Annotated in this window: 8 protein-coding genes; 4 read left to right on the top strand and 4 right to left on the bottom strand. The window is 47.9% G+C overall.

Features of this window, described 5'->3' with window-relative positions; all coding sequences use genetic code 11:
* Positions 1–11: 11 nt before the first annotated feature.
* From ACOSVP_RS07355 to ACOSVP_RS07340, 4 genes are all read right to left on the bottom strand, one after another.
* Complete coding sequence (locus ACOSVP_RS07355; RefSeq protein WP_487346848.1) at positions 12–797, bottom strand: OmpA/MotB family protein; 786 nt, start codon at positions 795–797, stop codon at positions 12–14.
* 2 nt (positions 798–799) lie between these two features.
* Positions 800–1,573, bottom strand: coding sequence for a motility protein A (locus ACOSVP_RS07350; protein ID WP_487346847.1), 774 nt, complete (start codon positions 1,571–1,573; stop codon positions 800–802).
* Between the two features lie 108 nt (positions 1,574–1,681).
* Positions 1,682–4,792, bottom strand: a complete 3,111-nt coding sequence (locus tag ACOSVP_RS07345) for an efflux RND transporter permease subunit (RefSeq protein WP_487346846.1) — start codon at positions 4,790–4,792, stop codon at positions 1,682–1,684.
* Complete coding sequence (locus tag ACOSVP_RS07340; RefSeq protein ID WP_487346845.1) at positions 4,789–5,892, bottom strand: efflux RND transporter periplasmic adaptor subunit; 1,104 nt, start codon at positions 5,890–5,892, stop codon at positions 4,789–4,791. The genes ACOSVP_RS07345 and ACOSVP_RS07340 overlap by 4 nt, the downstream gene beginning before the upstream one ends.
* Positions 5,893–6,145: 253 nt before the next feature.
* Here ACOSVP_RS07340 and ACOSVP_RS07335 point away from each other — a divergent pair, with 253 nt between their 5' ends.
* From ACOSVP_RS07335 to ACOSVP_RS07320, 4 genes are read left to right on the top strand one after another with little or no spacing between them, the layout of a single operon-like run.
* A complete protein-coding gene (locus tag ACOSVP_RS07335; protein WP_487346844.1) occupies positions 6,146–8,065 on the top strand; it encodes an ATP-binding cassette domain-containing protein in 1,920 nt (639 codons plus the stop codon).
* Between the two features lie 5 nt (positions 8,066–8,070).
* The gene (locus ACOSVP_RS07330) at positions 8,071–8,664 is read left to right on the top strand and encodes a DUF2760 domain-containing protein (protein WP_487346843.1); all 594 of its coding nucleotides are present in this window, start codon (positions 8,071–8,073) and stop codon (positions 8,662–8,664) included.
* Positions 8,665–10,413 carry an Hsp70 family protein gene (locus ACOSVP_RS07325; RefSeq protein WP_487346842.1) on the top strand — a complete coding sequence of 583 codons (1,749 nt, stop codon included), beginning with the start codon at positions 8,665–8,667 and terminating at the stop codon, positions 10,411–10,413.
* Positions 10,413–13,112, top strand: coding sequence for an Hsp70 family protein (locus tag ACOSVP_RS07320; RefSeq protein WP_487346841.1), 2,700 nt, complete (start codon positions 10,413–10,415; stop codon positions 13,110–13,112). The genes ACOSVP_RS07325 and ACOSVP_RS07320 overlap by 1 nt, the downstream gene beginning before the upstream one ends.
* Positions 13,113–13,184: the final 72 nt, after the last annotated feature.

Raw genomic sequence — 13,184 nt, 5'->3', positions numbered from 1 at the left:
GAACACCAAGCTTATTTCTTATTTGCGCCGTTAATTGGCTTATCTTTATCGCGCTGAAGAACAAACTCAACACGTCGGTTCATAGCACGGTGCTCTTCGGTATCATTTCTTACCAAAGGAATACTGTCGGCATAGCCGGTTGCGGTCATACGTTCTGGCGGAATATCATTTTCTAAGAAATACCTTAGCGTTGTCGTTGCACGGATTGCTGAAAGCTCCCAGTTACTTGGAAAGCGTGACGTATTGATTGGAATATTATCCGTATGACCTTTGATATTAATATCGTAATCTGGGTAACGGTTAAAAATGCCTAGCAGAGTCTCATAAATTGGTTCAGCGCTATAAAGAATGGTGGCTTCACCGGACTCAAATAATGAATGGCCATCAATACGAATGGTGATTTTTTCGCCATCTTCGAAAACCGCTACTTGGCTCTGCATGTTGTTCGCAACAAATTTGCCCATCACCTCATTGGCGATCTCGTTGACTTCTTCGCGTACTTCTTCGTCGATTGGGTCTTCTGCGTAAACCAACTCTTTATTGGTGGCCATTTGTGGTTCTGCAGGCTTGATGGTTTCTGTACCACCGCCAGAATATTTGAGCGGGTCTTGGCGAACCAGAGCACCATTACTATTTAATGCAATTTGAATGGACGAAAGCGCTGCAACTAGGGTGGTCTCGGTCATTTTTGAAAGACTGTAGAGCAGGATGAAGAATACCAACAGCAGCGACATTAGGTCGGCAAAGGTAAAAATCCAACCTGCGGTTTCATCATCTTCTAGGAACGGATCGATCATAATTAGTCTCCACCACCGATACCTGCAGGCTTACGTTGATGGGCAGGAACATAAGACGATAAGCGCTCGTAAACGGCCAAGTAGTTGTTGCTACCCAGTAAGCTTACCGTACCGTCACGAATGATTTCTAATGTCTGAATCTCAAGTATAGTCCGTGCTTTCAACTTACCAGCAATAGGGTTAAAGATAACGGTGGCCAGTAAGGAGCCATAAAAAGTGGTCAAAAGCGCAACGGCCATAGAGGGGCCGATGGTTTCAGGATCATCTAGTTGAGCCAACATCTGAATCAAACCAATCAAGGTACCTAACATACCAAAAGCAGGAGCATAGGTGCCCATCTTCTTAAACACGTCTTGCACTACGTAATGGCGCATTTTTAAAGAGTCGATATCAGCCTGTAAGGTTTTGCGAATGTAGTCTTCATCAGAGGCATCGGATGCCATCGCCAAGGCACGTTTCAAGAATGGAGAGCCTGCATCAACACGACTCAAAGCAATAAGGCCTTCGCGACGAGCAATCTTAGTTAATGACAACATGGTCGCAATCATGGCTTGAGGATCTTGCTTGTCTTGCGCGAATACAATAAACATGGCTCTTAAAGCTGCCATGGTGTCTTTGAATTGGAACGTCAGTAATGTCGCAGCGATGGTGCCGCCAACTACGATCATGATCCCTGGAATGTTAATGAAAATGGAGAAGTCGCTGCTACCTAGAAAAATGGCGCCAACGATCAGGGCTAAGCCTGAAATGATTCCTATAAATGATGCAAAATCCATCGAATAAACTACCTAATGTTCGCAAGAGGGTAAGGGATCATTATGTAGACCCAAAATGGTCAGGACAAGTGCTTAACGTAAGTTTTTTGTATGACATCTGTGCACACTTTATGCTTTTTGTTTTGGTTTTCTACTTCTGTGGCCTAAAACCAACAAACAAGGAGTCAGAATTAGTGTTAATGGGGTTGCAAAGGCTAGGCCCCCTGCGATCGCGGTGGACAATTGAGTCCACCATTGCGACGAAGGCGCGCCAAGACTTAGTTCCTGATGGACAAAGTCGATATTCAGCTGGAACACCATAGGCATAAGTCCAAGGATCGTGGTAATGGTAGTTAGCATAACCGGACGGAGGCGCTGTACGCCGGTGCGTATAGCCGCTTCTTTAATTTCCATACCTTTATGACGTAGACCATTAAACGTATCAATTAAGACGATATTGTTGTTCACCACGACCCCCGCCAAGGCAATGGTACCCACACCACTCATAACGATGCCAAATGGCTCGCCTTTTAAAAGTAGTCCGATGAACACCCCCATGGTCGAGAAGATTACTGCACTGAGAATCAGTAGGCACTGGAAGAAATTATTGAACTGGGTTACCAAGATAATAGCCATAATAAAGAAAGCCACGCCAAACGCTTTCAGTAGGAAGCTGCCTGCTTTTTCTTGGTCTTCTGTGTTGCCGCGAAATTCGTATTGCAAACTATCAGGCAGGTTGGCTTGCTCCAACTCGGCGCGAATACCTTGAATCACCTGATCTACAACCAGACCATCCTGAACGTCAGCTGAGATTTTAATGGCTTGTTTGCCATCTACACGGTGAATATAGCCCTGTTTAGGGGCGGCATAACGGGTGACAAAGTTACTCACCGGAACGATACCTTGGTTGCTAGGAATGTGTAGCTGATCCAGTTGATCTAGAGTGCGTTGATTAATCGGGAAACGCAGCATGATATCGATTTTGTCTTCCGCGCCTTCGGGTAAAAAGTCCCCCAGCTTGATGCCTGTTGTGACCAGTTTAACCACATTGCCTAGCATATTGACATTTACGTCGTATTTGCTGGCTTCAGCACGATCGATTTGCAAGCGCCATTCAATACCCGGTAAAGAGCGGTCATCGCTTACGGAGACGATGGCTGGGTGTTGCTGCAAGCGCGCTACAATCTGATCTGCGGCTGGGTCTAAAACCGAACCAAACTTGGAACTTAGTTGTAGCTCGATATCAGATCCAGATTGAGGGCCGCCTTGCTCAACCAAAGTCGTCACCTTAATACCGCGAATCTGTTCTGCTTCAGCACGAACATCGGCCAGCACCGCATTGGCAGAACGGCGCAGATTCCAGTCAATAAATTCCATGGTGATGGTGCCGATGGCATCGGGTGAAGCATTGTCAGGAGGGCTGGTGTAGGTGGTGGCGATAACACTTTTGAATTCTTTGTGTCGCAGGATCAGGGCTTCAACTTGACGTACAAACTGATCTTTCTCCTGCAAAGAGTAGTCACCGCGAGCACGCACTTCTAGGTTGGCGACTTCCGGCTCAACGGATGGGAAAAACTCAACGCCTTTGCCGAAGCTGACATAAATAGCAATGACGCTAATTAGCATGACAATGGCGACCACAAGAACCGCGACAGGCCGTTCTACTAAGCGCATTAATAATCGACCATAACGTCCAGTGAGTCCTTTTAGTTCGTCAAGGTGACCGTGCTCAGTGAGTTGCAGGGTCTGTAGGGCGGCGGCAGAATAAGCGCCGCGTTTACCCACGATCGAGCCCAGCGTCGGCAACAGGATCAATGCCATTAACAGGGATGCTGATAAGGTGGCAATGACCGTAATCGGCATATAGCGCATAAACTCGCCAACAATATCGGGCCAGAACAGCAGTGGCATAAATACCGCTAGTGTCGTTGCCGTGGAAGCAATAATCGGCCAAGCCATGCGACGCGCTGCAGCAGCATAGGCCGCTTTTTTATCGGCACCTTCAGCGAGTTTACGATCCGCGTATTCGGTGACGACTATGGCACCATCGACCAGCATGCCAACGCTTAGAATCAGGGCAAAAAGTACCACCATATTAATGGTGAAACCTTGCAGGCTTAGAAACAGTATGCCAGTAAGAAAAGCGCCAGGAATGGCGAGGCCAACTAATACCGCAGAACGAACGCCCAGTGCCCAAACAATCACAATCATCACCAGCAAAGTAGCAGCGAGTACGTTATTAAATAGATCGTTTAAGGAGGTTTCAATCTGCTCTGATTGGTCTTGTGTGACGCTAAATTGAACACCTTCAGGCCAGTTGTCTTGGCTGTCGCGCACGACTTCTTTAACAGCATTGATGGTTTCAATAATGTTGGCACCGACGCGCTTCGATACGGCTAGGGTGATGCTTGGCTGACCATTGGCGCGGGCAAAGCTGTTAGGATCTTCAAAGGTAAGTTGTCCCGTCGCAATGTCTTGTACGCGCACCACTTGCTGGTCAGAAATTTTAACCGGCAATTCCATGATGTCTTGCTCGGTCTTTAATAAGCCAGGCACCTTAATCGGGAAACGGCCTGCGCCAGCGTCCAAATTACCGGCGGCCACGAGGCGATTGTTGTTTGACAAAAGTCCCGCTACTTCACTGAGATTTAAACCGTAACTGTCCAGTTTCTGTTGGTCGATGATGATTTCGGCTTGCTGTTCGCGATCGCCATTAATTTTCGCTTCCAGTACCCCTTCAACGGCTTCGATATCATCCTGTAGGCGATTAGCAACTTGGCTTAGGGTGGCGAAATCCACGTCGCCAAACAGGTTGATACGAATGACAGGAAAGGTAGAGAGGTTGATTTCAGTAACAGTGGGTTCGTCAGCATCGCTTGTTAACTCGCTTTTCGCGCGATCAACCTTATCTTTGGTGTCGATAATGGCTTGGTCAATATCTGTACCTGATTGAAACTCTAATATAATCGACGCGTGACCTTCTGAGGCCGTGGAACGAATTTCTTTCAATCCTTCGACGCCCCTAAGTTCTTGCTCAAGCGGGTGTACCAAGAGACTGTCTGCATCTTCAGGTGAAATGCCTTCTAAAGTGACCGATACATAGGCCATGGGAATAGTGATATCGGGGGCACTTTCTTTGGGGATCTCTATATAGGACACCGTGCCCGAGATAATGATTAAGGCAAACAGCAGCAGAACCGTGCGTGATCGGGTGAGCGCTGCGTCGATCACTGTTCTCATGGTTGTTCTCCGTGGCTGATCTCTGCATCCACCTGATCACCTACTTTTACAAAGCCTTGCCCAGCGTTAATGATGGTGGCACTGTCGTCTAAACCCGTAATCCAGACCTTGTCTTGTTCAGAGCGAATAATGGTGATTGGCTGTTGTTCGACGATATTGTGATTAAGGGTCTTAATTGCCATTTGTCCACTGTCGTTGATACTCAGTAGCGCGGGAGAGACTGGGTGGGCTTTGACTTTCTCTAAATGCAGTAAGACTTCAGCACTAATGTCACTTGGTACTGTCTCAAGGGTGTCAGTAAGGGTGATTTCCAGTGGGATAGAGCGGGTTTGGTTGTCCGCGACGCGACTGATGTAGCTGATCTGGCCTTGTAGCTCTAGTCCCTGAATCGTAACGTCAACGCTCGAGCCTAACCGTACACTGCGTAAATAATTTTGTGGCAGTTGTACCGAGACTTTCATCGGTGTGGTATCGACTAGGGTAGTCACGTGTTCGCCGACACTTAGCCATTGATTTGCTTTGATGGAAAATTCATTTACAACGCCTGTAAAGGGCGCTTTAACTTGGCTATTTTCAAGATCCACTTCTAGCTCAGCAAGCTTGGCTTGAGCATCTGCCAAAGCTGCCTCAGCTGAAGCGACGCTTACCTTAGAGGAAAGCTTTTGATCCGTCAGGCGCTGCACACCTTCTAATTCCAGAGTGCGTTGTTTTACCAAGGTCCTTGCTTGGAGAATGTTGGCTTGCAAACTACGGTCATCAATCTTAATCAGGGGCTGGTTGGCTTTTACGATATCCCCTTTACTGACCAAAACGTCGGTCACGCGCCCAGCCCATTGGTTGCTAATGGTTAAGGTATTGTTGGCGATGGTAGAACCGCTAAGGCGCAGCGTTTGCGAGACCCATTGTGACTGCTGTTGTTGGGCACTCACTTTAAACAGAGATTTAGAGGCTGAATTAGATTCTTCAATAGGCGCTGCTTCGGAAGTAGCTTGGTCGTTAGGAGCTTTAACTATGCCTTGTTCACCGCTTAATAACCAAACCGTCGCTAGTACTCCCATGCTAATCGCAATGATGGGGCCGAGCTTGTTACTTAGTTCCATGTTTTACTCCATAGCAGTCAGGCTGTGAGGCGATTTTGTGTAAATTATAAGCACCTCATCCGTAAGACGAACACTCGTTTATGCACTAAATTGATACCTTTGCAAGAATAGGTCAATTGAAAGCGCCTAAATTGGTGCTTGTTTCGAAGGAAATTTATTAAAAATCAACGTAAAAATACCGCTATTGTTAATTTTTACACTTGAACAGTGGTAACATGGCGCCATCAAATTGACCCTGTTTTTACGGAATACTATGAGTTTATTAACACTCGACCAAGTGAGCGTGGCGTTTGGCCATCATCCGTTGCTGAGTAACGTCAGCTTCTCAGCCGAAGCCGGAGAGCGTGTTGCCATCATCGGTCGCAATGGCGCAGGCAAGTCTACCTTTTTAAAAATCATCGCAGGCGAAGTCATTCCCGATGAAGGCGTGATTCGCGTCGAAGGCGGTATGCGTGTGGCGCAATTGCCACAGGAACTTCCAGAAGCGAACAACAAAACCGTTCGTGAAGTGGTGAGCGAAGGCGGTGGTGATATCCATCAGTTAATGCAACGCTACAACGAATTGCTGGCAGATTTTGATGAAGCCCATCACGATGAGTTGGCTCGTATTCAAAACGAATTGGATAAGCGTCAAGGTTGGGACCTTGAACAACGAGTGAATCACATGATTCAACGCTTGGCTCTGCCTGCTGACAAGCTAATGTCAGAGTTGTCCGGAGGCTGGCGTCGTCGTGTGATTTTGGCTCAGGCATTGCTGTCGAATCCTGACGTATTACTGCTGGACGAGCCGACCAACCATTTGGACGTGCCAACCATCGAGTGGATGGAAAGTCAGCTTAAGCAATTCCGCGGTTTGATTCTCTTTATTACCCACGACCGTCGTTTCCTAGAAAATCTAGCCAATCGTATTATCGAGCTTGACCGTGGCAACATGTTGTCATTCTCAGGCTCCCTGTCTGCGTTCCTTGATTTCAAAGAAAAGTTATTGGAAGAAGAAGAGCGTGCCAATGCATTGTTTGATAAAAAATTGGCAGAAGAAGAAGCTTGGATTCGCCAAGGCATCAAGGCCCGCCGTACCCGTAACGAAGGTCGAGTTCGTGCCTTAAAAGCTCTACGTGAAGAGCGCAAAGAACGCATCAATCGTCAAGGCACCGCTAAGATGACGCTGGACAGCAAAGAAAAGTCTGGCAAGTTGGTGGCGGAATTCACTCAGGTGGCCCATTCGTTTGGCGACAAAGTCATTCTTCAACCCATGGATTTGGTGGTCGGCCGCGGCGATCGTATTGGTCTGATCGGTCCAAACGGTTGCGGTAAGAGTACTTTCTTAAAAATTCTATTAGGTCAATTAACGCCAAACCAAGGTACGGTTCGTCAAGGTACTAAACTTGAAATCGCTTACTTTGATCAGTTGCGTGATCAGTTAGATCCTGAGAAAACTGTGGCGGATAACGTTGGTGAAGGTAAAGATACCATCGAAATCAACGGCCAAAACCGCCATATCATCGGCTATCTACAGGATTTCTTATTCCCGCCTGAGCGTGCTCGCACACCAGTAAAAGCCTTATCGGGTGGTGAGCGTAATCGTGTTTTGCTAGCAAAATTATTCACCAAGTCGGCTAACCTTTTGGTATTGGACGAACCAACCAACGACCTAGACGTAGAAACCTTAGAGCTGCTAGAAGAGCTACTGATGAACTACGACGGTACCATGTTGTTGGTGAGCCACGACCGTGCCTTCTTGGACAATGTAGTGACCAGCACCATCGCCTTTGAAGGTGAGGGTAAAGTACAAGAGTACGTTGGTGGTTACGAAGATTGGATTCGTCAAGGGGGTAAATTCCCAGATGAATCGACAGCCGAAGTGGAAAAGCCTCAAAAAGCCGATAAAAAGGCTGAAAAGAAAGCCGACGTACCGGTTAAGGCTGCTGAACCCGCTAAGGTGAAGAGTAAATTAAGCTACAAACTGCAGCGCGAGTTTGATGGTATGCCAGATCTCATTGCTAAGTTAGAAGAGCAACTTGAAGAACTGAGCAACACTACCGCTGCAGCGGATTTCTACACCGGTGATCAAGAAAAGGTTCAAGCGACCTTAGCCAAAATTGCCGAAACAGAACAAGCGCTCGAGAATGCGATGGAACGTTGGGTCGAGCTCGAAGAAATGCAGAATGGATAAACACTATGTCTGATGAAATCAAATCTATCGGCTTCGTATCGCGCTTTTTTGGCGCGTTCGGCCAGTTTTTCAAATACATGGGCAATGGCCAATACGCCGCACGCTGTTCAGCGGTGAGTGAAGGCCAAAAGTTTGCCTCTGAAGTGGAACCAGAAGTCATCACTAAAACGGTTGAAGTGGTGAAAGAGGTTGAAGTTCAAGCCCCTAAGCTGGATACCGTCAGTGAAGACGGTGCTTTGCAATTGTTGCAACTACTGCAGCAAGAAGCGCGCTTTATCGACTTCGTCAAAGAAAGCATTGATGGTTACAGCGATGCGGATGTGGGCGCAGCAGCACGTCAAATTCACGCCGGTTGTTCTAAGGTTGTAAGCCAGTACTTTACCGTTGATGTGGTAAATGGTGCGCCAGAAAACAGCCGTGTTGAAGTGGCTGCTGATTACGATCCAAAAGCCATCAAGCTTGAAGGTCGCGTACAGGGCGAAGGCCCATACGCAGGTACCTTGATTCACCCAGGTTGGCAAGTAACGGCAACCAACCTACCAAAAGTTTCTAACACAGACAGCCTACATATCTTGGCACCTGCGGAAGTAGAGGTTTAAGTGGCACAGTATTTTATCGGTATCGATTTGGGTACCACTCACTCAGCAGTGTTTTACGCAGAGCAGGGCGAAGACGCGAGTCTGCAACAGTTATTGATTCCACAACTAACGGCGGCGGGACGAGTGGAAGAATTAACTTTGCTGCCATCGTTTGCGTATTTCCCCCATGCGACAGAGTTTCTGGAAAGTGATCGTCAGCTACCTTGGGGTAAAGTCGATGTGATCGTCGGTGCGCTAGCGCGTGAGCTGGGCGGTAAGTCCCAAGGCCGTATGGCGCAGAGCGCGAAAAGCTGGTTGTGTCACACACGTGTCAATGCGGACGAACAAGTACTACCTGTCGATGCACTGGAAGAAGTACAAAAAGTCTCTCCTGCACAAGTGACGGAATGGTATATCGAGCATTTAGTAAACGCTTGGAACCATAGGTTCCCCGATGCGCCCATGGCGAATCAGCAGGTAGTGATTACCGTGCCTGCATCTTTTGATCCTGCTGCTCGTGCGATCACAGAAAATGCTGCCAACAAAGCTGGCCTTCGTGCGCGTCTTATTGAAGAGCCATTAGCGGCTTTTTATGCATGGTTAGCCGATCAACCTAAGTGGACCGATTCCCTAAACGTTGATGATCATATTCTAGTGGTTGACGTGGGTGGCGGTACCACTGACTTATCCTTGATCCAAGCGGTAGACCAAGACGGTAGTCTAGGCCTTGAACGTGTTGCCGTAGGTCGTCACATCCTTCTGGGTGGTGACAACATGGACATGACCTTGACCTACCACTTAGCTGGTCAACTAGCGCAGCAAGGGACACAACTAGAGCCTTGGCAAATTACGGGTCTGACACAAGCTTGCCGAGAAGCAAAAGAACGTTTGTTGGGTAATCAAGACCTGGCCGATGCTACTGTGGTGGTGCCGAGCCGTGGTCGTAGCCTATTCAATAACAGTATCAAGGCAACCCTGACGCAAGCCGATGTGCAGCAGCAATTGCTAGCGGGCTTCTTCCCTGCAGTAAATTTGGGTGAACGCGCTCAAACAGCGCAACGCTCTGGTTTTGCTGCGATTAACCTAGATTACGAAGCCGATCCCGCGATCACGCGTCATATTTCTGAGTTCCTTGCGACGGTGGAAGTGGTGCCAAACAAGGTGCTGCTAAACGGTGGTGTGTTCAACGCGAAGCCGATCCGTGATCTGCTAGAACAACGCCTGCAAGAAATGCTGGGCGAGCACACTGAACTTACCATGCTAACGCCTGCGCATCTGGACTATGCGGTAGCCAAAGGTGCGGCTTTCTATGAGAAAGTACAGCAGGAAGGCGGTGTTAAAGTTAAGAGCGGCCTTGCTGCGAACTACTACATTGGTGTCGCAAGTCCAATGCCAGCGATTCCAGGTATGGCTCCGCCAGTGGATGCATTGTGTGTCGCACCGTTTGGCCTAGAAGAAGGCTCAGACGAGCAGATGCTGCCAAATGAGTTTTCTCTTGTGGTGGGCGAGACAGTGACGTTCCGTTTCTTCCAATCGAAAGGGGCTGACGTTGATACCTTAGGTAAGGTGATTCCTTCCTTCTCTGTACCAGCTTTGATTGAGCTTAGCCCGTTATCGATTGCGTTAGACGCTGGCCATTACCAAGAAGGTGAAATGGTGCGCATTTGTCTATCTGCACGTGTCACAGAGCTAGGCTTGCTATTGCTTCAAGCTCACGATGTAAAATCTGATTTGGTATGGACCATCGAATTCCAAGTTAGGGAGTCTTAATGTCAAACGCTCGATATCGTATTGGTATTGATTTAGGCACCACTAACTGTGTGGTGTCTTACCTTGCGGCGGGCGAGACAGAGCCCAAATTACTGGAAATACCTCAGTTTATGGCTGATGGGACAGTGCGCCCATCGACTCGTTTACCGAGTGCAATTTACCTATTAGCAAAGGACGAGCTCGGTAAAATCGAGCCAGTCTTGCCTTGGCGTGGTCAAGCAACCGATTTAATCGTGGGCCATGGTGCTCTAGAGCTTGGTCAACGTCGCTCCGGGCAATTGGTGCAAAGTGCTAAGAGCTGGCTTAGCCATCGTCAAGTGGATCGACGTGAATCTATTTTGCCTTGGGGCAGTGAAGCAGCGCGTAAAATCAGCCCCTTACAAGCCAGTGCTTTTATCTTGGCGCATATTCGTGCAGCCTGGAATCATGCCTTTGCAACGGCCCCGATTGAACAGCAAGACGTTGCCCTAACATTACCGGCTTCGTTTGACGAAGAAGCGCGTGCGCTGACTCTGGAAGCAGCACAACAAGCGGGCTTTGGTGAGCTCTATCTCTTAGAGGAACCGCAGGCTGCCTGTTACCACTTTATTCGTAACCAAGATAATCTTGATGTGCTTGCCCAAGGCAAGATGCTCTTAGTGGTCGATATTGGTGGCGGTACCACAGACTTTAGTTTGGTACGTATCGATACCACAAACCAAGGTAAAACCAGCCTTAAGCGTGTGGCAGTGGGTGATCATCTGTTGCTGGGTGGTGATAACCTAGATCAAGCGTTAGCCTATCAGCTCGATCCACGTCAGATTTCAGCCCTAAGCGCATCACGTTTAGCCGCATTAGTTCAGCAAACGCGCAAAGCCAAAGAGTCACTTTTAGGGCAAGATGCTCCTGAATCCGTGACTTTAACGGTGTTGGGTGGTGGCAGTCGTTTGATTGGTGGTTCGCAGAAATTCACGGTTGAGCGCTCGCAATTAGTAGAGCAGGTGGAAACTGGCTTTTTACCAATTGAGTCATTTGATGCCGCGGTACAAAAGAGCGATTACGCCGTTCATACCTTAGGTCTACCTTACGAGCATGATGCCGCCTTTACCCGCCATTTAGCCGCATTTTTACGTTCTCACACAGCGGATATTCAAGCGGCTACTGGTTCAAGCATGCCTGATGTGGTGTTGTTTAACGGTGGTTTGTTTAATAGTGATCTCTTAAAAGGCCGTGTGTTAGATCAGTTAAATAACTGGTCAGACAAGCCAATCATCGTTTGTGATTCTTCTGAGCCAAACGATGCCGTGGCCAAAGGTGCGGCTCAGTATTTGCGTTCATTGGCGGGTGAGTCTGAGCGTATTGAAAGTGGTGTGGCACACAGTCTTCTGCTGAAATTAGCGGACGGACAGTTCCTTGGGTTGTTGCCAAAAGGTACACCAAAAGAAGAGCAGGTTAAGCTGTCGCAAACCTTTAAAGTGAAAATGGGTGAGCAGGTTCAATTTCCACTATATCGCTGCGATGACCATTTAAACTGTGAGGTGGGTGAACTTAAAGCGTCTGATGCAGGTTTACACTTTGTTTCTAATCTAGTGACCGAATTAGATGGCAACTCTGTCAGTGATACGGTTGAGGTTGTACTGAGTGCGACCATGACTGAAGTGGGCATTCTAAAAGTCGAGCTTCGTGCAGAGACTTTAAATGATCAATGGACACTGCATTTCGGTGTAGCTAAAGCCACGCAAGAGCAGTCTTCTACGGATCAAGATGGTCCTCTACATAGCAATATGGGGCAGGCGGAAGAGCACTTGGTGAAATGTTTCTCAGCCGCTGGTCAGAAAGAATATCCTGACTTAGTGAAATCCTTAAAGCAGGATTTGGATCGTTTGCTTGGCGATCGTGAAGAATGGAATCTGGCTACGTCTCGTCGCTTAGCTGACAAGCTCTTAGCGGTAAAAGGTGGTCGTACTAAATCTGCGCAACATGAGCGCCAATGGCTGCAATTGATTGGTTTCTGTTTACGTCCAGGCTTTGGTGCTTTGGGTGACGAAGCCCGTGTCGAGCAAACCATGAATGCCACTAAGCAAGGGCCAAAGCACGATCAGGCGCCGGTTTGGGGCCAGCATTGGACTCTGTATCGCCGTATTGCGGGCGGTTTATCTGAAACCATGCAAGAGAATATGTATAAGCAATTTGCGCAATATTACTCTCCCGCTGGTCAGCGTTCTCGCGAGAAACAAAAGGAACTTACCACCAAATCCAGCGATGACATGATTCGTATGGTAGGGGCTTTAGAGCGATTACCGAAACAGCGTAAGTTGGAAACTATTGATTGGCTGTCAAAGCGTTTGCAAAAGTCTTCTGAACCAGATACCGCTTGGTGGTCAGTGGGACGTTTGGCCTCTCGCCGTCTGTTATTAGATGAAGAGCAGAATAAGCTAGACGAGTCCATAGCGATCAAACTGGTGCAAGAAAGTCTTAAAGAAGATTGGAAGAAACGTAAGCAAGCAGGTCTTGCTGCCGTGCTGATGGTGCAGCTTGGTAAAGACGAAGATAGCAAGGAATTGAAAGGGTTACGTAAAAAGGTTGTCGACAAGCTGAAGAAGGACAAATGCCCAGCCCAGTGGCTACAGCGTTTAGAGTCCGAAAGCGCCGAATTTAGTGATATTGAGCTATCAAAACTGGTTGGCGAAACCTTACCACTTGGTCTATCTTTAAATTAAGTCTGCTGTTAAGCAGAACTTATTCACCCAGAGTGAACCCAAAAGGGAAAGCAAGGCGCTTTCCCTTTTTTA

It is taken from the genome of Marinomonas sp. HM11-D (assembly GCF_057626615.1).
The sequence above is the reverse complement of the archived record's forward strand: the minus strand, read 5'-3'. Positions and strand labels throughout refer to the sequence as shown.

Excerpts from the sequence above, each read along its gene's own strand:
- ACOSVP_RS07355 (WP_487346848.1), bottom strand. The coding sequence starts at position 797 with ATGATCGATCCGTTCCTAGAAGATGATGAAACCGCAGGTTGGATTTTT.
- ACOSVP_RS07350 (WP_487346847.1), bottom strand. The coding sequence starts at position 1,573 with ATGGATTTTGCATCATTTATAGGAATCATTTCAGGCTTAGCCCTGATC.
- ACOSVP_RS07345 (WP_487346846.1), bottom strand. The coding sequence starts at position 4,792 with ATGAGAACAGTGATCGACGCAGCGCTCACCCGATCACGCACGGTTCTG.
- ACOSVP_RS07340 (WP_487346845.1), bottom strand. The coding sequence starts at position 5,892 with ATGGAACTAAGTAACAAGCTCGGCCCCATCATTGCGATTAGCATGGGA.
- ACOSVP_RS07335 (WP_487346844.1), top strand. The coding sequence starts at position 6,146 with ATGAGTTTATTAACACTCGACCAAGTGAGCGTGGCGTTTGGCCATCAT.
- ACOSVP_RS07330 (WP_487346843.1), top strand. The coding sequence starts at position 8,071 with ATGTCTGATGAAATCAAATCTATCGGCTTCGTATCGCGCTTTTTTGGC.
- ACOSVP_RS07320 (WP_487346841.1), top strand. The coding sequence starts at position 10,413 with ATGTCAAACGCTCGATATCGTATTGGTATTGATTTAGGCACCACTAAC.